This window comes from Porphyromonas sp. oral taxon 275, assembly GCF_018127745.1.
Classification (GTDB): domain Bacteria; phylum Bacteroidota; class Bacteroidia; order Bacteroidales; family Porphyromonadaceae; genus Porphyromonas.
This window is the reverse complement of sequence record NZ_CP072333.1, coordinates 1,915,979-1,940,660: the sequence shown is the minus strand read 5'-3', so window position 1 is coordinate 1,940,660 and position 24,682 is coordinate 1,915,979. Positions and strand designations below refer to the sequence as shown.

The following is a 24,682-nucleotide window of genomic DNA, read 5'->3' as shown; positions in this document are numbered from 1 at the left end:
TGGTTACGCAGGCTATTCTTTTGCACTATTTACTAAGTGTGTAATAGTCAAAGAGTAAAACAATGGCTAAGGAAGTTGCTGGACAACTAAAATTGCAAATTAAGGGTGGGGCTGCAAACCCCTCACCTCCCGTAGGACCTGCACTGGGTGCTAAGGGGATCAATATAATGGAGTTTTGCAAGCAATTCAATGCCAGAACTCAGGACCAGGCTGGTAAGGTGCTCCCTGTAGTGATCACCTACTATGCTGACAAGTCCTTTGATTTCATCGTTAAGACCCCTCCCGTAGCTGTCCAGCTGAAGGAAGTGGCTAAGCTCAAGAGCGGCTCGGCACAGCCCAACCGCAACAAGGTAGCTGAGCTCACTTGGGATCAGGTCCGCGCGATCGCACAGGATAAGATTGTTGACCTAAACTGCTTCACTGTCGAGGCTGCGATGAAGATCGTTGCTGGTACGGCTCGCAGTATGGGTATCACCGTTAAGGGCGACTTCCCCGGTAACTAATATAGATCAAGACGAAAATGAGCAAACTTACGAAAAAGCGCAAGGAGGCCTTCGCTAAGATCGAGCCCGGGAAGAGCTATTCACTGAAGGAAGCAGCAGCACTGGTCAAGGAGATCACCACGACCAAGTTCGACGCCTCCGTAGACGTGGATGTCCGCCTCGGTGTCGATCCTCGCAAGGCAAATCAAATGGTTCGTGGCGTCGTCACTCTGCCTCACGGTACGGGTAAGCAGGTACGTGTACTTGCCCTCTGTACTCCTGACAAGGAAGCTGAAGCTAAGGAGGCAGGTGCTGACTATGTAGGACTCGACGAGTATATCGAAAAGATCCGCGGTGGCTGGACGGAGATCGATGTCATCATCACCATGCCCGCTATCATGGGTAAGATCGGTGCTCTCGGTCGCGTCCTCGGTCCTCGTGGCCTCATGCCTAACCCCAAGAGTGGTACGGTGACCAACGATATCGCCGCCGCTGTCAAGGACGTGAAGTCGGGTAAGATCGACTTCAAGGTCGACAAGACGGGTATCGTCCATACCTCCATCGGTAAGGCATCCTTCTCTGCGGAGCAGATCTACGACAATGCGCATGAGATCATCTCTACGCTGATCCGCCTGAAGCCTACGGCTGCCAAGGGGACTTATGTCAAGAGCATCTATCTCTCCAGCACGATGAGTCCAAGTATCAAGATCGATCCTAAGTCCGTAGAAGAATAATAGCAAAGGAAGAAATCATGAGAAAGGAAAATAAAGGACTTGTAGTAGAGCAGCTCAAGGGCTACCTCAACGAGTATCCACACTTCTACCTGACCAACATCGAAGGTCTCGATGCAGCTAAGACGGCTCTGCTCCGTCGTGCCTGCAACAAGGGTGGGATCAAGCTCGTCGTAGCTAAGAACACGCTCCTACGCAAGGCGCTTTCTGAGGCTGAGACGGACTTCGCTACCCTCTACAGCGCACTGAAGGGCAACACCGCTATCATGTTCACCACGGTAGCAAACGCCCCCGCCAAGATCATCAAGGACTTCGCTAAGGATAAGAAGGAAGAGTCGAAGCTGCGCCTCAAGGCTGCCTACGCTGAGACTGGCTTCTACGGTGCTGACCAGCTCGCTGAGCTCGTCGCTATCAAGAGCAAGGAAGAGCTCATCGCCGACGTCGTCGCGCTCCTCCAGTCGCCTATCCGCAACGTGGTCTCTGCGCTTGAGAACAAGGACAAGGCAGAGGAAGCTGCAGCTGAGTAAGCCCCTATACAGTAACAAGAATCAACAACAACGAAATAATCAATCGACATGGCAGATATCAAAGCAATTGCCGAACAGCTAGTAAACCTGACGGTAAAGGAAGTAAGCGAACTCGCAGCTATCCTCAAGGATGAGTACGGAATCGAACCCGCAGCAGCTGCTGTAGTGGTTGCTGGCCCCGCTGAAGGCGCTCAGGAAGAAGAAAAGTCTTCCTTCGATGTGATCCTCAAGAGCGCAGGTGCTGCTAAGCTTCAGGTCGTCAAGGCTGTTAAGGAACAGTGCGGCCTCGGTCTGAAGGAAGCTAAGGACATCGTAGACGCTGCTCCCGCTCCTGTCAAGGAGGGCGTAGACAAGGCTACGGCTGAAGCGCTGAAGAAGGCTCTCGAAGAAGCCGGCGCTGAAGTAGAGCTGAAGTAAGCTAACGCTATACCACCTGTCCTACAGGTGATTATGGTTAAGACCCCCTGCGAGGGGGGTCTTAACCTTTTCGTGTCTTAGAATAACGAATCCGTACTATCACATCACTCAGATATATAGATGGCCGCTAATCCTCAATCACGGAGAGTCAACTTCGCCTCGATCAAGAACCCCCTGGAGTTCCCAGACTTCCTCGAGGTCCAATTGAAGTCCTTCCGCGACTTCTTCCAGCTGGACACAGCTACCGAGTCGCGTAAGAGCGAAGGACTCTACCGCGTCTTCAACGAGAACTTCCCGATTGCCGATACGCGCAATAACTTCGTCCTCGAATTCCTCGACTACTATGTCGATCCCCCGAAGTACACCATTGAGGAATGCTTTAGCCGTGGGCTGACCTATAGTGTGCCCCTCAAGGCAAAGCTCAAGCTCTCTTGTACGGATCCCGACCACGAGGACTTTGACACGACGGTCCAGGATGTCTTCCTGGGCTACATCCCCTATATGACGGATGCTGGGACCTTCGTCATCAATGGTGCGGAGCGCGTCGTCGTCTCTCAGCTCCACCGCTCGCCCGGGGTATTCTTCGGCTCGAGCATCCATACCAATGGTACGCCACTTTACTCGGCACGTATCATCCCCTTCAAGGGCTCTTGGATCGAGTTCGCCACCGATACCAACAATGTGATGTACGCCTATATCGATCGCAAGAAGAAGCTGCCTATGACGACGCTCCTTCGTGCCATCGGTATCGAGACGGATAAGGATATCCTGGATCTCTTCGACCTAGCCGAGGAGGTGAAGGTCAGCCGCACCCAGCTGGAGAAGTGCATCGGCCGCCGTCTGGCAGGCCGCGTCACCAAGACCTACATCGATGACCTCAGCGATGAGGACACGGGTGAAGTCGTCTCGCTGGAGCGCGTCACCGTGCTGGTCGACCGTGAGGCCGTCCTGACGGAGGATAACATCGAGCTGATCCTCGAGTCCAGCAATAAGACTATCCTCCTGCATAAGGATAAGGCTGAGGATGCCCTAGACTTCAGCCTCATCTTCAACACGCTGCAGAAGGACCCCTGTAACTCCGAGCACGACGCTCTCTACTACATCTATCGTCAGCTCCGCAACCAGGAGCCTACCGACGAGGAGAGCGCACGTGAGGTCCTCAAGAGCCTCTTCTTCTCGGACAAGCGCTATGACCTCGGCGAGGTCGGCCGCTACCGTATCAATAAGAAGCTCGGCCTTGAAATCGATCCCGATATCCGCGTCCTGACCAACGAGGATATCGTAGCCATCATCAAGCACCTCATCGCGCTGGTGAACTCCAAGGAGGTCGTCGACGATATCGACCACCTCTCCAACCGCCGTGTGCGTACCGTGGGTGAGCAGCTCTACAATCAGTTCGGCGTCGGCCTAGCACGTATGGCCCGCACCGTCCGTGAGCGTATGAACGTTCGCGACAATGAGGTCTTCGTCCCCACTGATCTGATCAACGCCAAGGCCCTGTCCTCGGTCGTGAACTCCTTCTTCGGGACGAACGCGCTGTCGCAGTTCATGGACCAGACGAACCCTCTGGCCGAGATCACGCACAAGCGCCGCCTCTCGGCCCTCGGCCCTGGCGGTCTGTCGCGTGAGCGTGCCGGCTTCGAGGTCCGTGACGTACACTATACCCACTACGGCCGTCTCTGTCCTATCGAGACGCCAGAAGGACCAAACATCGGTCTGATCTCCTCGCTCTGCGTCTACGCCAAGATCAATAACCTCGGCTTCATCACCACCCCCTACCGCAAGGTAGAGGAGGGGCGTGTGGACTTCTCTGACGACTCGCTGAAGTACTACACCGCAGAGGAAGAGGAAGACCTGATCGTAGCTCAGGGGAATGCTCCGCTGGACGACGAAGGCCGCTTCATCCGCGACGCCGTCAAGTCGCGTAAGGAGGCCGACTTCCCCGTCGTACACCCCATGGAGGTCCAGCTGATGGACGTCGCTCCTACTCAGATCGCCTCCATAGCTGCCTCGCTCATCCCCTTCCTAGAGCACGACGATGCCAACCGTGCCCTCATGGGATCGAACATGATGCGCCAGGCTGTCCCCCTCCTCCGCCCCGAGGCTCCTATCGTCGGTACGGGTATCGAGGCTCAGCTGGTACGCGACTCCCGCACGCAGGTCGTCGCCGAGCGCTCGGGTGAGGTCGTCTACGTAGACGCTACCTGCATCAAGATCCGCTACGACCGCAGCGAGGACGAGATCTTCGTCAGCTTCGAGGATCCCATCACGACCTACCACCTACCCAAGTTCCGTAAGACGAACCAGAGCACGACGATCGACCTGCGCCCCATCTGCCACAAGGGGCAGCGTGTCGAGCACGGCGATATCCTGACCGAGGGCTATTCGACCCAGGCTGGAGAGCTGGCGCTTGGCCGCAACGTGCAGGTTGCCTACATGCCTTGGAAGGGCTACAACTACGAGGATGCTATCGTGCTCAACGAGCGCCTCGTCCGTGAGGACTTCTTCACCTCGGTGCACGTCGACGAGTATAGCCTCGACGTCCGTGAGACCAAGCGTGGGATGGAAGAGCTCACCAGCGACATCCCCAATGTCGGGGAGGACGCTACACGCAACCTCGATGAGAACGGGATCATCCGTGTCGGGGCGCGTGTCAACCCTGGGGACATCCTCATCGGTAAGATCACGCCTAAGGGTGAGTCTGATCCTACGCCTGAAGAAAAGCTGCTGCGCGCCATCTTCGGCGACAAGGCAGGCGACGTCAAGGATGCTTCGCTCAAGGCCACGCCTTCGCTGCGCGGGGTAGTCATCGACACCAAGCTCTACTCCAAGGCGGGTAAGAAGAGCCGCGCCGAGCTCAAGGAGGTCGTCGCTCAGCTCGACGCCAAGGGCGAGCAGCGTCAGGGCCTGCTGCGTGACAGCTTCATCGACAAGCTCTATAAGCTCACCTCGGGCAAGACCTGCAAGAACAGCGTCAAGGACTTCCTCGGCATCGAGAAGATCCGCAAGGGGGCCAAGTTCACCCGCACCGAGCTCGAGAGCCTCGACTACAACGAGATCCTCGTATCGAGCTGGACGGGCAACGAGCATACAGACAAGCTCATCGCTGAGGTCATCGCCAACTACCTCAAGAAGTCTAAGGAGTACGACTCCGAGCTCCGCCGCAAGAAGCTCGACGAGACGATGGGCGACGAGCTCCCCTCCGGGATTATCCAGATGGCCAAGGTCTACATCGCCAAGAAGCGTAAGATCCAGGTCGGGGATAAGATGGCCGGTCGTCATGGGAATAAGGGTATTGTCTCCAAGGTCGTCCGTCAGGAGGATATGCCCTTCCTCGAGGATGGTACGCCTGTGGACCTCTGCCTCAACCCGCTCGGGGTGCCTTCGCGAATGAACCTCGGTCAGATCTTCGAGGCCGTCCTAGCTTGGGCGGGTCGTCGTCTGGACTGCAAGTTCGCCACACCTATCTTCGACGGTGCTTCGCTCGACGATATGCACGCCTGGACGGACAAGGCTGGCCTGCCTCGCAACGGTAAGACCTACCTCTACGACGGGGGTACGGGTGAGCGCTTCGACCAGCCCGCGACCGTTGGTGTGACCTACTTCCTCAAGCTCGGTCACATGGTCGATGACAAGATGCACGCGCGCTCCATCGGTCCCTACTCGCTCATCACGCAGCAGCCCCTCGGGGGTAAGGCCCAGCATGGTGGCCAGCGCTTCGGGGAGATGGAGGTCTGGGCTCTTGAGGCCTTCGGTGCTTCGCACATCCTTCAGGAGATCCTGACCATCAAGTCGGACGATGTCCACGGCCGCTCCAAGGCCTATGAGGCGATCGTCAAGGGGGACCCCATGCCTACGCCAGGCATCCCCGAGTCGCTCAACGTCCTGCTGAACGAGCTCAAGGGTCTTGGCCTCAGCTTCTCCCTCGAATAAATCCGAATCCTTAGGCCCACGCCCCTAGCCGCTGACCCTGCTTAGAGTGGGGGAGCAGCTAGGGGCTGAGGGCAAAGGCAGGAGTCTACAGATTATTTTCCATCCCGATTATGGCTTTCAAGAAAGACAATAAGATAAAGAGTAACTTCTCACAGATTCGGATATCTCTGGCCTCCCCAGAGGAGATCTTGGAGAACTCCAGCGGTGAGGTGCTCAAGCCGGAGACCGTCAACTACCGTACCTACAAGCCCGAGCGTGACGGCCTCTTCTGCGAGCGCATCTTCGGTCCCGTCAAGGACTTCGAGTGCCACTGCGGTAAGTACAAGCGCATCCGCTATCGTGGCATCGTCTGTGACCGCTGCGGCGTCGAGGTCACGGAGAAGAAGGTACGCCGTGAGCGCATGGGGCACATCAAGCTCGAGGTGCCCGTAGCCCACGTATGGTACTTCCGTACGCTGCCCAACAAGATGGCATACCTCCTGGGTATGTCGGCAAAGAAGCTCGAGTCCATCATCTACTACGAGCGCTACGTCCTCATCCAGCCTGGGGTGCTGGCTGCACGCATCAACGACGAGCTGACGCATGAGTCCGCTGCCAAGTCCCTGGAGAAGGATCCAAACCCCGTCTTCAGCGAAGATCAGTACGAGCAGTACCTCGACTACCTGGATGCCGAATACCCCGGCAACGACCAGCTCGAGGACAGCGACCCCGATAAGTTCATCTGTAAGACTGGTGCCGAGGCTATCTACGATATGCTCCTGCGCCTCGACCTCGACTCGCTCTCCTACGAGCTCCGTCACCGCGCCAGCACTGACGGCTCGCAGCAGCGCAAGAACGAGGCTCTGAAGCGCCTGCAGGTCGTCGAGAGCTTCCGTGCCTCCAAGCATATCAACCGCCCCGAGTGGATGATCATGAAGGTGCTCCCCGTCATCCCACCCGATCTGCGCCCGCTGGTGCCGCTGGATGGGGGACGCTTCGCTACCTCTGACCTCAACGACCTCTACCGTCGTGTGATCATCCGTAACAACCGCCTCAAGCGCATGATCGAGATCAAGGCGCCCGAGGTCATCCTGCGCAACGAGAAGCGTATGCTGCAGGAGGCGGTAGACTCCCTCTTCGATAACTCGCGTAAGTCCAGCGCCGTACGCTCGGACAACAACCGTCCCCTCAAGTCGCTCTCCGATAGCCTTAAGGGGAAGCAGGGCCGCTTCCGTCAGAACCTCCTCGGTAAGCGTGTCGACTACTCTGCCCGCTCGGTCATCGTCGTCGGCCCTGAGCTGAAGATGCACGAGTGCGGTCTGCCTAAGTACATGGCTGCTGAGCTCTACAAGCCCTTCGTCATCCGTAAGCTCATCGAGCGCGGCATCGTCAAGACGGTCAAGAGCGCTAAGAAGATCGTCGACCGCAAGGATCCTGTCGTGTGGGATATCCTCGAGCACGTCATGAAGGGCCACCCTGTGCTGCTCAACCGTGCTCCAACCCTGCACCGCCTCGGTATCCAGGCCTTCCAGCCCAAGATGATCGAGGGTAAGGCTATCCAGCTGCACCCACTGTCCTGTACGGCCTTCAACGCCGACTTCGACGGTGACCAGATGGCTGTCCACCTCCCCCTCGGCAACGAGGCTATCCTCGAGGCACAGATGCTGATGCTCGCCTCGCACAATATCCTCAACCCTGCCAACGGCGCCCCCATCACCGTCCCCTCGCAGGACATGGTGCTCGGGCTCTACTATATCACCAAGCTGCGCCCCGGTGCTAAGGGCGACGGCTATACCTTCTACGGCGTAGAGGAGGCTACGATCGCCTACAACGAGGGCAAGATCGATCTCCACGCTCCGATCAAGGTCTACGTCGACGATGTCCAGGATGGCGCACCCGTCCGTCACATGGTCGAGACCTCTATGGGTCGCCTGCTCGTCAATGAGTACGTACCCCAGGAGGTAGGCTTCGTCAATGAGGTTCTCGGTAAGAAGTCGCTGCGCGACATCATCGGCCGCGTCATCAAGGTCTGCGGGGTCGCCACGACGGCACAGTTCCTCGACGACATCAAGAACCTCGGGTACTACATGGCCTTCAAGGGCGGTCTGTCCTTCAACCTCGGTGACGTCATCATCCCCGAGGAGAAGGCCGAGCTCATCGCCAAGGGCTACGAGGATGTCGAGGAGATCATGGGCAACTATAGCGGCGGGTTCATCACCAACACCGAGCGCTACAACCAGATCATCGACACCTGGACGCACGTCAATAGCGAGCTGACCAACATCCTGATGAAGCACCTGCGTGAGGACAACCAGGGCTTCAACTCCGTCTACATGATGATGGACTCTGGGGCTCGTGGTTCGAAGGAACAGATCCGTCAGCTCTCCGGTATCCGTGGTCTGATGGCTAAGCCTCAGAAGAGCGGTAGCGATGGCGGACAGATCATCGAGAACCCCATCCTCTCCAACTTCAAGGAAGGGCTCTCCGTGCTCGAGTACTTCATCTCTACCCACGGTGCCCGTAAGGGTCTTGCCGATACCGCCCTCAAGACGGCGGACGCTGGGTACCTGACGCGTCGTCTCGTCGACGTCTCGCAGGACGTCATCGTCACCGAGGAGGACTGCGGTACGCTGCGTGGCCTCGTGGCTACCGAGCTCACCAAGCCCGACAACGACGACGAGGTAGTAGCTACCCTCTACGAGCGTATCCTGGGCCGTGTGTCCGTCCACGACATCATCCACCCCTCGACGGGCGAAGTCCTCGTCCGTGCTGGTGAGGAGATCCGTGAGGCTGCCGCCGAGCGCATCCAGGCCTCGCCCATCGAGCAGGTCGAGATCCGCTCCGTGCTCACCTGTGAGTCCAAGAAGGGCGTCTGCGCCAAGTGCTACGGCCGTAACCTGGCCACCAACATCCTCGTCCAGAAGGGTGAGGTCGTCGGGGTCATCGCCGCTCAGTCCATCGGGGAGCCTGGTACCCAGCTCACGCTCCGTACCTTCCACGTCGGGGGGGTTGCCTCCAACGTCGCTACGCGCAATAATGTCGCCGCCAAGTACGACGGGATCGTCTCCTTCGATGACCTGCGTGTCGTCGAGGGCAGCCACGAGGCAGGTCAGCCCAGCTACGACATCGTCGTCAGCCGCATGACCGAGCTCAAGCTGCTGGACAAGAACACCAAGATGGTCCTGCGCTCCATCAAGGTGCCCTACGGTGCCAAGCTCTTCTTCGCCGAAGGGCAGGAGGTCAAGAAGGGCGAAGTCCTCTTTGAGTTCGACCCCTTCAACGCCCTCATCATCACCGAAGTGCCAGGGCGCGTCATCTTCGACAATCTCATCGAGGGCTCGACCTATCGTGTGGACGTCGACGAAGCTACGGGCGTACGTGACCTCATCATCACCGAGTCCAAGGACCGTAACGTCATCCCAGGCATCCACATCGAGGACGCCGCGGGCAACATCGTCAAGAGCTACAACCTCCCTGTAGGTGCTCACCTCGTGCAGGAGAACCGTGCTGAGGTCCACGTCGGGGAGACGCTGGCGAAGATCCCCCGCTCTGCCAGCAAGGCGGGTGACATCACTGGGGGGCTGCCTCGTGTCACCGAGCTCTTCGAGGCGCGCAACCCCTCCAACCCCGCAGTGGTCGCTGAGGTCGATGGCGTCATCTCCTTCGGCAAGAGCCTCAAGCGTGGTAATCGTGAGGTCATCGTCACCACCAAGCTGGGCGCTGAGCGTAAGTACCTCGTACCTACCTCCAAGCAGCTCCTCGTCCAGGAGGGCGACTCGGTCTACGCTGGTATGCCGCTCTCCGATGGTGCGATCACGCCTACCGACATCCTCGAGATCAAGGGCCCGACGGCCGTCCAGGAGTACATCGTCAATGAGGTACAGGACGTCTACCGTCTTCAGGGCGTGAAGATCAACGATAAGCACTTCGAGGTCATCGTCCGCCAGATGATGCGCAAGGTCGAGGTCCTCGATCCAGGGGATACGCTCTTCCTCGAGCAGCAGATCGCTGACAAGCTCGAGGTGATGGAGGAGAACGACCGCCTCTGGGGCAAGGTCGTAGTCGTCGACGCTGGCGACAGCGAGACGCTCCAGCCTGGTCAGATCGTCACCCTGCGCCGTCTGCGTGATGAGAACAGCCAGCTCAAGCGCCGTGACCTCCGCCTCGTCGAGGTACGTGAGGCTAAGCCCGCTACGGCTCGTCAGATCCTTCAGGGGATCACGCGCGCCGCGCTGCAGACCAAGAGCTTCATGTCCGCTGCTTCCTTCCAGGAGACGACCAAGGTGCTCAACGACGCCGCCATCAACGGTAAGGTCGACACCCTCGAAGGGCTCAAGGAGAACGTCATCTGCGGTCACCTCATCCCCGCAGGTACGGGTCTGCGCGAGTACAAGCGCCTCGTGGTCATGCCCGAGAGCGAGCACCAGCTGGCGCTGGCTGCCTCTGCCTCCTTCGACGACGCCGCTGAGGATGCCGTCCTAGCCAAGGCCGAGTAAGCTCCGCACCATCAGCCAAGAACGCCCGAGCGGCTGTCCTCCCCTAGGGGAAGGCAGCCGCTCGGGCGCTTTTGTTTCCTAGCCGCGGCCTCCGCCGCAGGGCTAGGGCTGCTGCCTTCCCTTGCCTTGTGCCTCATCTGTGCTAAGGATAAGGGAGCTTCCCTCGTGCTGTCGCTTAGGGGGGACAGCGCTCGCCAGCATTCGCTTAAGCGTTTGGAGGGTCGCCCCTGTAGGGCTCTTTCCTTTAGGTCTTATGGCTTACCCAGGGTTTGGTCGCCCTTGCAGGGCTACGCACCCTGGGCTTTGGAGGGGTCGCCCCTGTAGGGCTCTTTCCTTTAGGCCTTATGGCTTACCCAGGGTTTGGTCGTCCTTGCAGGGCTACGCATCCTGGGCTTTGGAGGGGTCGCCCCTGTAGGGCTCTTTCCTTTAGGCCTTATGGCTTACCCAGGGTTTGGTCGCCCTTGCAGGGCTACGCACCCTGGGCTTTGGAGGGGCCGCCCCTATAGGGGCTTACTCGCCCAGTCGTAGCCCGCAGAGCGAAGAATACGACCTCGACTACAAGAGGACATGGGCCTCGTATCCGCCCCCAAGGTATTGCGCTTCCATCCACGGGCACTGCGGTATTTCCTCTCAAGGTGCTGCAGTCTGTGCTCCCAAGGCACCGCAGTTCTGCTCACGGGCACTGCGGTATTTCCTCTCAAGGTACTGCAGTATGTGCCCCCAAGGCACCGCAGTTCTGCTCACGGGTACTGCGGTATTTCCTCCCAAGGTGCTGCAGTATGTGCTCCCAAGGCACCGCAGTTCTGCTCACGGGTACTGCGGTATTTCCTCCCAAGGTGCTGCAGTCTGTGCTCCTAAGGCACCGCAGTTCTGCTCACGGGTACTGCGGTATTTCCTTCCAAGGTGCTGCAGTATGCGCTTCCAAGTGTACGTGGTATGTGCCCCCAAGGAGCTTCGGTTCCTCTCACTGGATAGTGGTATTTCCTCCCCAAGGTGCTGCGATCTGGGTACCCACGGGTACGTGGGTGCACGCTCCCCAAGGTAGCGCAGTTCCTCCCAAGACGCTATAGTATGCGCCTCCAAGGGGGTGCAGGAGTCGCGGCCTGCAGGGTTGAGCCCCTATAGGGGCGATCCTTTTTAGAGCCCAGGGTGTGTAGCCCTGCAAGGGCGACCAAACCCTGGGTAGGCTAGAGCAACTAGAGTAGAGCCCTACAGGGGCGACCCTTCGAGCAGTTGCTGTTCGGCAGAGGGGAGGACTTTTCCTGATGTTGCGGGGTATTCTACAGGGAGCTTGTGCCTCATCTGTGACTAGGCTATAGAGCGCCGAGACGACGTAGCGGAGCAGCACAGATCGCTGCTCCGCTACGTCGTGCGTCTATGGGGGATGGGGGAGGGACTGAGTGGGGGAGGCCTAGGCGGCGCGGGGTGCGGACGGCTAGCTGTGGAAGACGACGCCCGAGAGGAAGGCGGCGAGGCTCATCACGAGGAAGGTCGTGAGGATCGCCCAGAATGTCCACACCTCGCTGCAGCCGTAGCGCCTAGCGACACCGCGGTAGAGTGCTATGGAGCCGACGATGCCGAGGCCAAGGCTCAGCGAGTGGAGGAAGCCATGGTCAAGCATCCATCCGAGATAGACCATAGCCCCCAGCACGAGGGAGCCGAAGACGACGGGAAGGTAGGCGGGGGGACGCTGGCTTGAGGACTGCATAGTAAGTAGTGTTTTCTCTCTCCAAAGGTAGTCATTCTCCCGAAGTAGGCTAGCGCTGAGCTCCTTGGGAGACTTAGGGCTGGCCTTAGTTGACTCGGCGCGCTCCCTAGAGCAGCCGCTCGGCGCGTTGGGACTAAGCCCTTGGCACGCGCCCCAGAGAGGCGGGCGGAGCGGCAACTAGGCTGAGGCTAGGAAAAGTAATATAATATTTGGGCAAAAGTTATATTACTTTCCGTCAATTCTTATATTACTTTTACCGAAATATTATATAAGATTCCGCCGAATATTATATTACTTTGCTCCGTCCGACCAGGCCCTCAGCTCGCCCGCACCTAGCACTCAGCTCGTGGACACTTAGTCCTCAGTTCGCCCGCACCTTCGTCGGAGCACGCCCCCGAGCGGTGGCGGATTGAGCTGGGATAAAAGTACTACATTTGTGTAGTGTACATGTGTACTTATCCCGCAGACAGATGAATAAGATCCAGCTCCTGGCCCTTGGGCTCCTTAGCCTAGGCCTCCTCTCCGCCTGCACGGGCGAGCAGTCGAGCACCAACGACCGCGACAGCGTCGCCCTGCTCTCGGACACGACCCTCATGGAGGACCGCGTCCCCTTCCGCCTGGCCGAGCATTACTTTGCCGCCGCCGATAGCCTCCCCGAGACGATCCTCAGCGCTGAGGAGCAGGAGCAGTATATGGGCATGGCCGCGACGATGAGCGCCCGCCCAACGGCGATCGACTGGTCGCGCGAGTTCGTCATCCCCATCGTCCTGCCTGCCACGGGCGTCTCCACCGAGATCGTCCCCCTCTCGCTACAGCAGCGCACGCCAGGGGAGCTCGTCCTGAGCTACCGCGTCGTGCGTGGTGCGGAGCTCAAGGGTGCCCAGATGCGTCCCTTCGCCGCCGTCATCGTCTCGCGGGACTACCTTGGCCCCGTGCGTCTGGTAGAGCGGCCTTAGCACCCCCGCGGGGAGGCGCGGCCTCGTGCCGTGATGCCTCCCCGTGGGGTACATGTAGGGACGCCCGCGTGGGCGCTCTGCTTCGATTTATTGGTACTTAAGGGTTTAGCCCCATTTTATGAGGCACTTATACTACAGCCTGCTGCTGCTCTTGCTCTCCGTGAGCTCGCTTCTGGCACAGCAAGGGACGATCAAGGGGCGCGTCTATAGCGCTCGGAACAATGAACCCTTAGAGTTCGCCACCGTCCAGGTCCAGGGCATGGAGCTCGGAGGAAGGACAGACCTCGAGGGGCGCTTCGTCATCACGGGCGTCAAGCCGGGCTTCGTGCGCCTGATCGTCCGTATGGTCGGCTACGAGACGACCCTCTCGGCCGAGCTGCAGGTGCTGGGCAACCAGACGAGCTTCATGGACATCGCCCTCAGCGAGGAGGCCACGAGCCTCAAGGAGGTGCTCGTGCGCCCCAAGCTCTTCCTCAAGCGTGCCGAGAGCCCGCTCTCGCTGCAGACCCTCGGCCTCAAGCAGATCGAGAAGAGCGCGGGGGCCAATCGCGACGTCTCCAAGCTGGTGCAGACCCTCCCCGGGGTCGGCGCTACGGATCCCAACCGTAATGACCTGATCGTGCGCGGCGGGGGGCCGTCGGAGAACGTCTTCTACCTCGACGGCATCGAGATCCCCGTGATCAATCACTTCGCCACGCAGGGCGCCTCGGGTGGCGTCGTGGGGATGATCAACCCCGACTTCGTGCGCGAGATCAATTTCTATAGCGGGGCTTTCCCTGCCAGCCGCCCTGGTGCGCTGAGCTCCGTGATGGAGATCAAGCAGCGCGACGGGGATGCCGACCGCATGCACTTCAAGGCCTCGGTGGGCGCCTCCGACGCCGCCCTGACCGTCGAGGGACCCCTGGGGTCGAAGGCCTCCTTCATCGCCTCAGCCCGCCAGTCCTACCTGCAGTGGCTCTTCAAGGCCATCAAGCTGCCCTTCCTGCCGACCTATAATGACTTCCAGCTCAAGTATAAGTGCCGCCTTGATGCGCAGCACGAGCTCACCCTCATTGGCATCGGGGCGCTCGACAATATGAGCCTCAATACCCAGCTGCAGACTACGGGCACCGAGGTGCAGCGCTATATCCTCGGCTACCTCCCCGAGTATCGGCAGTGGAACTATACCGTCGGGGCGGTCTACAAGCACTACGCCCGCGGCCATGTCGACAGCTGGACGCTGAGCCGCAATATGCTCCGCAACCGCGGGGTCAAGTACCAGGGCAACGATCCTGCCGCGGGTAAGCTCTCCGAATACCAGTCCGACGAGACGGAGAATAAGCTCCGCTACGAGCGCGTCTACACCTCCCTGCCCTTCAAGCTCAGCCTAGGCGCAGGCCTCCGCTACGCCAGCTACAGCAACGAGTCCGAGCGCCTCACGCTCGAGGCGGGACGCTTCGTCTCGCGCTCGACGAGTGCTGAGGCGAGGCTCTTCGCCTACACGGCCTTCGCCCAGGCCTCGGATGAGTATCTGGATCGCAGGCTCAAGGTCGCCCTCGGCCTCAACCTCGTGGGCAATACGCTCAATGCGCGCATGAGCAATCCCCTGCCGCAGCTCTCGCCCCGCCTCTCCCTCTCCTTCGCCCTGACGGAGGATATTGACCTGAATGCCAACCTCGGCCGCTACGCCATGCGCCCCTCCTACACGCTGATGGGCTACCGTGCCTCGGACGGCAGCTACCCCAATCAGGAGCGCCTCGGCTACATCATCTCCCATCAGGCTGTGCTGGGGGCGGAGTATCACCCAGGGGACTACCTGCGCTTCTCGGCCGAGGGCTTCTACAAGGCCTACAGCGGCTACCCCATCTCTGAGCTGGAGGGGGTGAGTCTATCCAGCAAGGGGACGGAGTATGGCCAGGTGGGGGATGAGGCCGTGGAGTCTACGGGGCTGGGTCGTGCCTATGGTCTCGAGCTCGTGGCACGCCTCTCGCCCTGGCGCCAGCTCTCGGCCACGGCGACCTATACGCTCTTCAGGAGCGAGTTCACTGATAGGGCAGGGGTCTACCGCCCCTCCTCCTGGGACACGCAGCAGATGCTCAACCTCCTGCTGAGCTATCGCCTGGGCAAGAGCTGGTACCTCTCGGCACGCTGGCGCTACATCGGTGGAGCGCCCTACACGCCCGTAGATATGGAGCGCTCGACGGATCGCGCCGCCTGGGCGCTGACGCACCGCGCCTATCCCGACTACGCGCGCTTCAATACGCTCAGGCTCCCCGACAAGCATCAGCTCGACCTGCGCCTGGATAAGGAATTCTACTTCAAGCGCTGGATGCTGAACCTCTACGTGGACGTACAGAATGCCTACCTGAGCGGTACGGTCAATGCACCTGTCTATACCAACCTCGACCCCTCAGGGCGCCTCATGGAGCACCCCACCGACCCGAGCCGTCAGCAGCTGCGCCAGCTCGACTACTACAGCCGCCTCGTCCTCCCGACGCTGGGGCTGATCGCTAAGTTCTGACCGCTGGCCTCCCGTGGGGGCGCGGTGGCTTGGCTAGGGCTTTGCTGCGTGTCGCTTTTCTTGCTACCTTTACCCCATATAAATAGCACGCATTATTAACCTCAAGCTAAACTTAGGACCCGCCGAGGCAGTCCCCCTCCCTTAGCTCCCTAGGGGGCAAGGCCTTCCCCGCGCTGCCCCTATCACTATGACAAGGACCTATATGCTGCTCGCAGCCCTCGGGCTCTGCGTGGCCGGCTCCACCCTCAGCTCATGCTCCAAGGCTAGCCAGGCCGAGGAGCTCCGTACCTATGCCCAGCGCCCCTTAGTCGAGCGCCGCCTCGAGGTGATCCTCGAGTCTGGAGAGGGTCTGACGAGCGACTTCCTCCAGCGCTTCACCGTACGTGCCCCCTACAGCGGGGAGCGTCTCCCCTATGTCGTCCAGCCTGGACGCCGCGCGGGGGATAGGGCGCGCCTGGTCTTCACGCTCCCCGACCCGCAGCTCCCTAGGACGGTGCTGGTCAAGGATGGCGACCTCCTCCACTACGACCTCAGCCTCAGCGCGGGCGCAGAGCCCCTCACGCTGCAGTGTACCTTCCGCTACCGGGAGGCCAAGGAGCAGGCCTATGGCCTCAGCTCGGGCGTCGCGCTGGAGCAGCTGCTGCACGAGGGAAAGGCCTGTGCCGCAGAGGAGGGCTTCAATGTCGTCCGTATCGCAGAGCGAGCAGGTAAGCTCAGCCTCCTGCCGAAGGCAAACTAAGGCCCTCGCGCCTAGCCCAAGGGCCTCAGCATCCGTGGCGCGTGTCTCCCCCCCCGAGGAGGCGCGCGCCGCGGCCTTTTCCTAGCCTCGGACGAGGGGCTAGGGCTGGGGCTAAGAGGCTCGGATGGGGGGACTTGTGTACCCCGAGGCCTAGGCGGCGAAGGGGCAGGGAAATTATGTACCTTTGCCCCTAGAGAGGTCCTACGACAGCACGCGGCGAGGACGTCGCCTCAGTGCGTGCCCGCCGCCGCTCCTTACTAAATACTTACTACTATGCGTCCTACACTACTTAGCCTCCTCTTGCTCTCGGGCAGCCTCGGCCTTGAGGCCGCCCCGCAGTCCCCTAGTCAGGCCGCCGCGCCGTTTGCCCAGCAGCAGACGGCCGCCACCAAACTCCAGCTCGCAGGCATGCAGCAGCGCGTGCAGCAGGCCTTCGCCAGCGATATGCGTTCGGGCAAGGCCGAGGCGCTGCCTGCCCTCCTGCAGCTCTTCGCCGCAGAGCGCCCCACAGGCAACCGCAGCCTCGAGCAGCTCCACACCTACTGGCAGGCTTACCTCCGCTTCTTCCAGACGCTCTACTACAGCCAGCACCAGCAGCACGAGCGTGCCGCCGAGGCTGTCGGCGAGGGCATCAAGCTCCTTGAGGGCTACGGGCACAAGGGATCGGAGGAGTACGCCCTGCTGGCGCGCCTCGAGGGGCTCGCCACGAGCTACGCGGGCAGCAAGACGCCCCAGCTGGCCATGGCTATGGCCGAGCACGCCGCCCAGGCCATCGCCCTTGACCCGCAGAACCCCCGCGCCTACGTCGTGGCTGGGGTCAACAACTACTTCACCCCCGTCGCCTTCGGGGGCAAGACTAAGGTCAAGGAGTATCTGACCAAGGCCCTCGAGCTATCCGCCCAGCAGACCCCCTCCGACTACCTCCCGAGCTGGGGCCGCGATGAAGCCTACGAGTACCTCATCCGCCTGTACCTCGACACGGGGGCGCGGGATGAGGCGGCTGCGCTCTGCGCCAAGGCCCTCGGGGAGTTCCCCGCCAGTCCCATGCTGCAGCAGCTGAAGGGACGGATCGAGGCCGCAGCCGCGAGTACGAAGCCCTAGCCACGATGTCGATACGCCTTCTACGCCTCTTCCTCGGAGGGCTATGCGGGCTGCTCCTCGGGGCCTTCTCGGCCTCGGGGCAGGGGCTCGTCGTCTCGGGCTACGTCCATGACCGCGAGGGGCAGCCCATCCTCGGGGCACGTATCCAGCGCCTGGGCGATAGCACGCGCCGTGTGACTAGCGGCCTCGAGGGGGAGTTCCGCCTCGAGGGGCTGGGGCGTGGCGATACGCTCCTCATCAGCCACAGCCTCTACCAGCCGATTCGCCTCCCTCTGGCGCGGCAGCCGCGGCTGGACTCGCTGGTGGTGCAGCTCCGAGAGCGAGAGCGGGCCCTGGCGGAGGTAGAGATCCTCGCACGTGCCCCTATAGCGCACCGCTTCGCTGGCGAGCGGATGACGGAGCTAGACGTCTACCTCAACCCGCTGGCGCAGGCCGATCCGCTCAAGGCCGTGACGGCACTGGCGAGCTCGACGGCCGCCACCGAGCAGGCCAACCCTGAGTTCCGCGGCAGCCCCGCTGCCTACAGCCTCGTCACGATCAACAAGGTGCCGATCGAGAGTCCCGTGCGCTACAGCGGGCTGAGCAATCAGGGCTTCTTCAGCCTCTTCCATCCCGCGCTGCTGGATCAGCAGTGGGTCTACGCCAGCAACCCGCCGATCACGGCGGGCAAGGCGCTCTCTGGGCTGGTGGACGTTCGCTCGCGCCAGCGCCTCGAGACCAGCAGCACCGCCCTCTCGCTGGGGATGGCCGGGGTGAGCGTGGTGCGCTCCCAGCGCCTTGGCTCGTCTCGTAGCTTCGTCCAGCTCTACGGCAATGCCCAGCGCTCCGACCTCCTGACAGCGCTTGCCCCCGAGTCCTACCCCGAGCTGCGGCACTTCTCCGCCCTTGATCTCGGGATGAACCTCAGGCTGCAGCTGGCTCCGCGCCTCGTCCTCCAGCTCTATAGCTATGGGCTGCTGGACGCCTTCCGCGGGGTGACGGGGACGATGAACTATGCGGGGGAGGTACGGACGCGCAGTCGGCGCTTCTTCTCTGTCCTCAACCTCCGCCATAGCTCGGAGCGGCTCGGGGTGACGAGCCTCAACCTCGGCTACGACGCCAAGCGCCCTAGCCTTAGCCTGGGGCTCCTCGACCTCCAGCAGCGTGCCGAGCACGGCTACCTCAGCCTTGAGCACAAGCTACAGGCCTGGGGGATGGAGCTGGAGGGAGGCCTCGCCTGGGACGGGCATTACTACGCGCTCTTGGGGCAGTTGCCTCGCTACGCAGGAGGCTTCGCCCCTGGTGCTCCTGCCCGCGACGCTGCAGGGCGCGGACGCTACGGTTCGCTCGACGCCTACCTCTATGCCTATCGCCCGCTGCTGCGGGGGCTGCTGGATCTATCGCTAGGGCTGCGCTACGTGCACCCTATGGGGCAGGAGGACGCGCCTTTCCTTAGCTACCAAGGAATGCTGCAGCTGCAGCCCGCACTGGGCCATCGGCTGCTCCTCGGGGCAGGCGTCTACCGCGCCTATGTGCCGCCCGCCCTCTACGCCACGGAGGGCCTGCTGTGCGCGGCACGCGGGCTCAACCTCGACTACGAGTATCGCCACGGGGCGCGTCAGATGAAGGTCTCGGTCTACCTAAGGCGGGAGGATGTGCCCTACGACAGCTCCTGGAGGCTACACGGCCTCGGGCGGCGGGAGCGCCGCGAGCTGCCTAGCTGGGGCGCGGAGTACAGCTGGGAGGATGTGCTGAACCCGCACTGGAGCTATGGGCTGGCGCTCTCGGCGCTGAGGCGACAGCGCGCGCCGCTCGTGGCGGAGCAGGCGACGCAGCAAGAGTGGGGCTACTTCGCCAAGCTGCACCTGCAGTGGAGCCACCCGCGCTACTTCACCGCGAGCCTCGCCTACCTAGCCCATAGAGGGCCCTATCTGGCGAAGGTCAGCGGTGCCGAGCAGCTCGCCCCTGGCATCTATGTGCCGCGCGGGCTAAGCTGGGAGCGTGGGGCGGACTATCAGCGCCTCGACCTGCAGGTCTTCCGCTATATGTCCCTCGGGCGCTCGATGCTGACGCTCTATGCCTCGCTGAGCAATCTGCTCAATACGGCCAACGTACGTGAGCACTACTTCTCCCCCGACTACAGCACGACCCATCCACTCTACCTGCAGCGCCGCGCCCTTTACCTCGGGGCGATGCTCAGCTGGCACTAGCGCTCCCAGCGCGGCGCTTCGCCCCACGGCCGCACCTTCCCTCCTCCGCCTTTCCTAGCTCCTTTTCCCCTTGCTCCGCCCGCACGGCTAGCAGTATGCTATCTTTGTGTAGGGCGGAGCACTGCGTTTGTCGCGTAGGCCTCCCTTCGGGGCCATGAGCCTAGTTTGCCAAGCTAGAGGGCGAGCTGGAGGACTTGGAGCGGGGATGCACCTGCACTGCAGGGAGGATCAGTGAGGCCTCCTCACGCGGCAGCAGAGGCGCTCTCGGAGCCGAGCACAGCACACTGCGGGGCTGCTCTAGAATAGCTAGAGCCCCTAGGCAGGACTAGCGATGAAGTCTAATCAATAAGTATCTATGGAGTATCTAGCCTCTATTCAAAGTCTCCTCGAGGAGCAGTCCGCCTACGGCTACGTCTGTGCGTCGGGCGTGCACAAGTATGGTCATCTCCCGCATATAGGCCCTGAGGCCTACAGCGTCTATACCTTCGCGCCCTTGGCCGAGGAGCAGCTGAGTCTCCTGAGAGAGCGTCTAGGGATGGTGCTTCCCGAGGCCTATGCAGCCTTCCTGAGCGAGGTCAGCAATGGGATGCACCTCTTCCATCGCTGCCTTAACCTTTATGGCTTGCAGGGGGAGCTCCATCGGCGGAGCGGGGTCCTTGGCCCTTTTGACCTAGATATACCGAACTGCTACGAGCGTCCGCGGAATGCTGATGAAGATTGCTTTTTTATTGGGAGCTATAGCTATGATGCTTCGCGCCTCTATATGCGGAGGGATGGGGAGCAAGTGTACTACTGTGCTCGCCGTGATGCTACACCGCTTCGGCAGTGGGATAGCTTCTCTGCGATGCTGACCGAGGAGATCCAGCGGCTGCGCTCCATCCACGATCCTCGGGGAGTGCTCCAGGTAGAGCGGCAGAAGACCCTCCCTATATAGTGACTCAGGCCCGTGGCCAAGGGCGCTCGGCGTGCTGAGGAATATCCTTGAGCGGAGCTCCTCGGCCGGGAAGGGAGGCTGGCAGACAAAGCAACAGAGCCCTTGCTCTCGGGAGTCAGGCGAAGTAAGTCCTATCCCTAGGGCTATGAGCCGCAAAAAGGACACCGCCCCCACCTACGGCTGCTGCCGTGGGTGGGGGCGGTACTTTGTTTGGGCTGCGGCGGTCGCGGGGGACGGCGGCAGCGAGGCGCTGCGGAGCTGAGACTAGTAGATGAGCTCTACGATGAGTTCGTCGCCCGACTGGTCAAAGTGTAGCTTGCCTTCCTTGGCGAGCCAGCCGAGGGCAGCATACAGTTCCTTGTCCGTGCGCAGCTTGGTCGCCTTCTTGAGTGCCTTGGTATCCATCTTGCCTAGCTTGTCTAGGGCCTGCCAGACGAGGCCTGCGTTTGTCCCGATTAGTTCTATCATAGGTCGTACTATTTAGGAAGTGAGTATTGAATGCTTGTTCCCCTAGTGTGGGAGGCGCCTTAGGGCGAAGCCTCCCCTTTGTGTTGGGATAAAGGTAGAGACTCTCGGCCTAATCTCCAAATGCCCGCCCTGCCTGCTTCCTCGGTGCGCTCGGCTATGGGTAGCCTGCCGCCGTACCCCTCAGTATATCTATGTAGCAGCGGGGAGCCTTATCCCCTCGACTAGGTATTGCTCGAGGCGGATGCTTCGCCTAGCTTTGCACCTAGGCTCCATCAAGGGAGTGCCACCTATAGATACTACTATGAACGAGATCAAGATCGAGGGACTGGGTGCCGTCCAGGAGACCCTCATCATCCCGCTGGCGATGCGGGCCATTGATGCTGCCGATCAGCGGCCCATCCTCGGGGATCGCCGTGCCGAGGAGCTCTATCATCGCGTGAGCTACGATAGGGAGAAGTTCGCCCCGCGGCGTAGCCCCAGCTACTACGGCTGCCTGCAGCGGGCGCGCTATATAGATGCGGAGCTGGTGCGCTATGCCCAGCAGCTGCATGCTGAGGGGCGGGACTTCGTCCTCGTCAATGCGGGCTGCGGGCTCGATACACGGGAGCAGCGGATCGCGGCGAAGACCTTCGGCGCGGCGCACTACGCGGTGGACTTCCCCGAGGTCGTAGCGCTGCGGCGCGGGCTGCTTGGGGACGAGGAGCACGCGATAGGCTGTGACCTACTGGAGTCGGGCTGGGTGGAGCAGCTGGCAGCCGAGGTGGGGGAGCGCTGCTGGGTGCTTGTGGCCATCGAGGGCGTCTTTGCCTACCTCACGCGGGAGCAAATCCAGCGTGTGCTACAGCTCCTCGAGACGCACTTCGCGGGTCGCTGCGTCGTCGTCTTCGACGCGCTGAGCAGCTTCTGGGCGGGGCGTACGAAGATGCACGACACGCTAAAGAAGATGGAGGCGTGCTTCACGGGCGGCATCGACTCCGAGGCCGATATCGTGGCGCTCGTGCCTAGGGCACACTTCGATCGTAAAGTGGCCGTCATGGACCTGATGGCCGAGGTGTGGTGGCCTGCGAGGCTGATGCGGCTGCATAAGCCCTCGCGCTACAGCACGCAGATCTTCACCTTCACGCTCTAGCGGGACTAAGGGCAGCGCGTGGTGCTAGCCTTGCGTGAGCTCCGTGAGGGCTATCAGTCAGCATCGTGACTGATAGCCCTCACCTGCTTTATGGACGTCCCTCAGCGAGCTGACTGATATCCCTCAGCTGTGCTCCTCCGCAGCTGGGGCGAGACTCTGGGGCTAAGCTGCAGTGCTGGGCTACACGCTGGGCGAGGGCCGCAACATAGGGGGGCTGGGGGATTAAGGCCTTGTCTTATATGCCCTTGTGCTAGCTTGAGACTTATACCTATATTTGTCCCTGTGCCCCATGCTTCAGGGGCAGCGATCAAGTCTAAACGTAATCAAAAAGGAGGAAGGTCACATGGGAATTAACATCAAGGAACTAGAACAGAATTGGGGCCTCTATATGCAGGAGGTCGATGACAAGCCTGCGGTGATCCGCACCAACCTGGCTCTGATCGAGCTTACCCCCAGCGCGGAGTACGCCCAGCGGATTCAGTTTGCCGTCTACTATCGTACGCCTACGGAGCGCGGACTCCCTACGGAGGAGGAGAACCCAATGCTTTGGGAGGTGGAGGATGCCCTGTATGAGTGCATGGAGACGCTTGATGTCATCTACGCAGGGGTCATGAAGTGGAACAACAGAGTAAACTTCTTCCTCTATGCCAAGAGCGCGGAAGGGATCGAAGAGGCCTTGGTAAAGGCCTTAGACGACAAGTTCCCCGACTACAAGTGCCAGCTGTGGGTAGACGAAGACGTGGCGTGGGAGTGCTATCTAGAGCTACTCTATCCCGATAGGTATTCCCTGCAGGAGATTGCCAATAGTAGGGTGCTGCGAGCTCTCATCAGCGAGGGCGACGATGTGAGCAAGGAGCGCTACGTGGAGCACTGGGCCTACTTCAGCTCCAAGGAGTCGGCGGAGCAGTTCCTCGGCAAGGTGGTCGCTGAGGGCTTCGAGGTCTTCACGACCAATGTCCTCGACTCGGAGGACGAATTTCCCTATCAGGTCGGAGTCGCTCGCCGAGACGTCCCCGAGGATATCCATCCTGTTACCTGGCTCTTGCTCGATGTGGCCGAGGAGCTCGGTGGCTACTATGATGGCTGGGCCTGCGGTAAGGCTGAGGCATGAGTCTATCCCAGCTTGGGAGGACATCACATCAGACCACATCGTGCGGCTGGTCCCGTACTGCAGCTCGCTGGGTCAGAGGCTAGGGGTGTCTCTGCTGCGTTATTCAGGACGACTTCTAATTGATGACCAGTTCCGGTCTGTGATAGCTGGTATACGATGAGCAATAATGTGACTACGCTACTCTTCTACTTCGGGCTTACATGGCTTGCCATGCGGCTCGGCGTGTATGTGCGGGATCGCAGGGCTAGGAAGAGGCGGCGAGGGGACGGTAGGCCCCCAGGCTAGCCGTCGATCTTAGCAGGAGCGCGCTGGGCTGCCGCCACTAAGTTTTTTCGCTGCGAGATACAAGTAAATAAAATAATGCTTATCTTTGCAGCGGAAAAGGCACGGGGGATCGCCCCATACAGCTTATATATACGGGGTATTAGCTCATCTGGCTAGAGCGCGACACTGGCAGTGTCGAGGTGAGCGGTTCGAGTCCGCTATACTCCACCGCAGAGAGGGTGGTCATGTGCCGCCCTCTCTGCATAGCACAGCAAAGACTCTTTTTGAATGAGAGGTTTAGGCTGCCTTGGAGAAGCGCTCCGAGGCGGGCGGTAGCGAGGGAACTTGGTCTTAGCGCTTGCTGGATCAGAAACTTGCAGTATATTTGCTGTGTTATTCAAGATGAATTCAAATTAATAACCAATTTAACAGAAACGAAGATGAAGAAGTTTTTCGCTTTCGCATTCGTAGCTCTTGCAGCTACCCTTGCTTCTTGCGGTGGTAACAGCGAAGCTAACGCTACGGATAGCACGGCTATGGACAGCATCGCTACGGAAGTTGTAGCAGCTGTTGACTCTGCTAAGGCAGTAGTTGACTCTACGGCTGTTGCTGCTGTAGACTCCGCTAAGGCTGCTGTAGAAGCTGTAGTCAAGTAAGCTAGGTCTGCAAGACTGCGCGCCGCAGTACGATGAGTGCTGCAGCGTAGCCTCTTAATGGTCGGCTGGTGATCCTCGAGGTCGCCAGCCGATCGTTCTTTTGGGGTCTCCTCTGGGCTGCTCGTCGTCGCGACGGGTGGCCTAGGGGAGGCTCTTTTGTAGCTGGAGGGGGTGCTGCGGGTGTTCTCTGAGTGGTATTTCGAGGCTAGGGGAGGGTGCTTGAGAGCTTGGTCTCCGTATTGCGCCGAGTTGATATGATTGGCGTCTGTCTGTGATAGTTGCGTATCTCGATAATTGTTTGTACTTTTGTGTGCTTTTTCATGCGCACATGTATCCTCGGGTGAGGGTCGGTGGCAGGGAAA

17 protein-coding genes and 1 tRNA gene are annotated in these 24,682 nt (G+C 60.5%); 16 read left to right on the top strand and 2 right to left on the bottom strand.

Translation table 11 applies throughout. The features are described from left to right. Nucleotides 1–62: 62 nt before the first annotated feature. From rplK to rpoC, 6 genes are all read left to right on the top strand, one after another. On the top strand, nucleotides 63–503 hold the full coding sequence (rplK, locus tag J4862_RS07805; RefSeq protein WP_211788544.1) for a 50S ribosomal protein L11: 441 nt from the start codon (nucleotides 63–65) through the stop codon (nucleotides 501–503). A 17-nt stretch (nucleotides 504–520) separates the two neighbouring features. Further along, a complete protein-coding gene (rplA, locus tag J4862_RS07800; protein ID WP_211788543.1) occupies nucleotides 521–1,216 on the top strand; it encodes a 50S ribosomal protein L1 in 696 nt (231 codons plus the stop codon). A gap of 17 nt (nucleotides 1,217–1,233) precedes the next feature. After that, complete coding sequence (gene rplJ / locus J4862_RS07795) at nucleotides 1,234–1,740, top strand: 50S ribosomal protein L10 (protein ID WP_211788542.1); 507 nt, start codon at nucleotides 1,234–1,236, stop codon at nucleotides 1,738–1,740. A gap of 48 nt (nucleotides 1,741–1,788) precedes the next feature. Continuing rightward, nucleotides 1,789–2,157 (top strand): 50S ribosomal protein L7/L12, encoded by a 369-nt coding sequence (gene rplL / locus J4862_RS07790; RefSeq protein ID WP_211788541.1) that lies wholly within the window; start codon nucleotides 1,789–1,791, stop codon nucleotides 2,155–2,157. 120 nt (nucleotides 2,158–2,277) lie between these two features. Further along, entirely contained in the window at nucleotides 2,278–6,090 is a 3,813-nt protein-coding gene (rpoB, locus tag J4862_RS07785) for a DNA-directed RNA polymerase subunit beta (protein ID WP_211788540.1), read from the top strand. Nucleotides 6,091–6,200: 110 nt separating this feature from the next. Continuing rightward, nucleotides 6,201–10,565 carry a DNA-directed RNA polymerase subunit beta' gene (gene rpoC / locus J4862_RS07780; protein ID WP_211788539.1) on the top strand — a complete coding sequence of 1,455 codons (4,365 nt, stop codon included), beginning with the start codon at nucleotides 6,201–6,203 and terminating at the stop codon, nucleotides 10,563–10,565. A 1,435-nt stretch (nucleotides 10,566–12,000) separates the two neighbouring features. Here the strand turns inward: rpoC and J4862_RS07775 are convergent. After that, nucleotides 12,001–12,273 carry a hypothetical protein gene (locus tag J4862_RS07775; protein WP_211788538.1) on the bottom strand — a complete coding sequence of 91 codons (273 nt, stop codon included), beginning with the start codon at nucleotides 12,271–12,273 and terminating at the stop codon, nucleotides 12,001–12,003. Nucleotides 12,274–12,743: 470 nt separating this feature from the next. Between J4862_RS07775 and J4862_RS07770 the strand changes: the two genes are divergently transcribed. The 6 genes from J4862_RS07770 (at nucleotide 12,744) to J4862_RS07745 (ending at nucleotide 20,692) form a co-directional block, all read left to right on the top strand. Further along, on the top strand, nucleotides 12,744–13,229 hold the full coding sequence (locus J4862_RS07770; RefSeq protein ID WP_211788537.1) for a hypothetical protein: 486 nt from the start codon (nucleotides 12,744–12,746) through the stop codon (nucleotides 13,227–13,229). A gap of 118 nt (nucleotides 13,230–13,347) precedes the next feature. After that, nucleotides 13,348–15,729 carry a TonB-dependent receptor gene (locus J4862_RS07765; RefSeq protein ID WP_211788536.1) on the top strand — a complete coding sequence of 794 codons (2,382 nt, stop codon included), beginning with the start codon at nucleotides 13,348–13,350 and terminating at the stop codon, nucleotides 15,727–15,729. Nucleotides 15,730–15,916: 187 nt separating this feature from the next. Then, on the top strand, nucleotides 15,917–16,468 hold the full coding sequence (locus J4862_RS07760; RefSeq protein ID WP_211788535.1) for a hypothetical protein: 552 nt from the start codon (nucleotides 15,917–15,919) through the stop codon (nucleotides 16,466–16,468). Between the two features lie 273 nt (nucleotides 16,469–16,741). After that, the gene (locus tag J4862_RS07755) at nucleotides 16,742–17,569 is read left to right on the top strand and encodes a hypothetical protein (RefSeq protein ID WP_211788534.1); all 828 of its coding nucleotides are present in this window, start codon (nucleotides 16,742–16,744) and stop codon (nucleotides 17,567–17,569) included. Between the two features lie 5 nt (nucleotides 17,570–17,574). Next, complete coding sequence (locus J4862_RS07750) at nucleotides 17,575–19,758, top strand: carboxypeptidase-like regulatory domain-containing protein (protein ID WP_211788533.1); 2,184 nt, start codon at nucleotides 17,575–17,577, stop codon at nucleotides 19,756–19,758. A 355-nt stretch (nucleotides 19,759–20,113) separates the two neighbouring features. Next, complete coding sequence (locus J4862_RS07745) at nucleotides 20,114–20,692, top strand: SMI1/KNR4 family protein (protein WP_211788532.1); 579 nt, start codon at nucleotides 20,114–20,116, stop codon at nucleotides 20,690–20,692. A gap of 264 nt (nucleotides 20,693–20,956) precedes the next feature. Here the strand turns inward: J4862_RS07745 and J4862_RS07740 are convergent, their stop codons facing one another. Further along, complete coding sequence (locus tag J4862_RS07740; RefSeq protein WP_211788531.1) at nucleotides 20,957–21,160, bottom strand: winged helix-turn-helix domain-containing protein; 204 nt, start codon at nucleotides 21,158–21,160, stop codon at nucleotides 20,957–20,959. 301 nt (nucleotides 21,161–21,461) lie between these two features. Here J4862_RS07740 and J4862_RS07735 point away from each other — a divergent pair, with 301 nt between their 5' ends. From J4862_RS07735 to J4862_RS07720, 4 genes are all read left to right on the top strand, one after another. Next, entirely contained in the window at nucleotides 21,462–22,289 is an 828-nt protein-coding gene (locus tag J4862_RS07735) for a class I SAM-dependent methyltransferase (RefSeq protein ID WP_211788530.1), read from the top strand. A 343-nt stretch (nucleotides 22,290–22,632) separates the two neighbouring features. After that, complete coding sequence (locus J4862_RS07730) at nucleotides 22,633–23,400, top strand: DUF695 domain-containing protein (protein ID WP_211788529.1); 768 nt, start codon at nucleotides 22,633–22,635, stop codon at nucleotides 23,398–23,400. A 418-nt stretch (nucleotides 23,401–23,818) separates the two neighbouring features. Next, nucleotides 23,819–23,892 (top strand) — tRNA-Ala (locus tag J4862_RS07725). Between the two features lie 212 nt (nucleotides 23,893–24,104). Next, a complete protein-coding gene (locus tag J4862_RS07720) occupies nucleotides 24,105–24,320 on the top strand; it encodes a hypothetical protein (protein WP_211788528.1) in 216 nt (71 codons plus the stop codon). The last annotated feature ends 362 nt before the right edge of the window (nucleotides 24,321–24,682 follow it).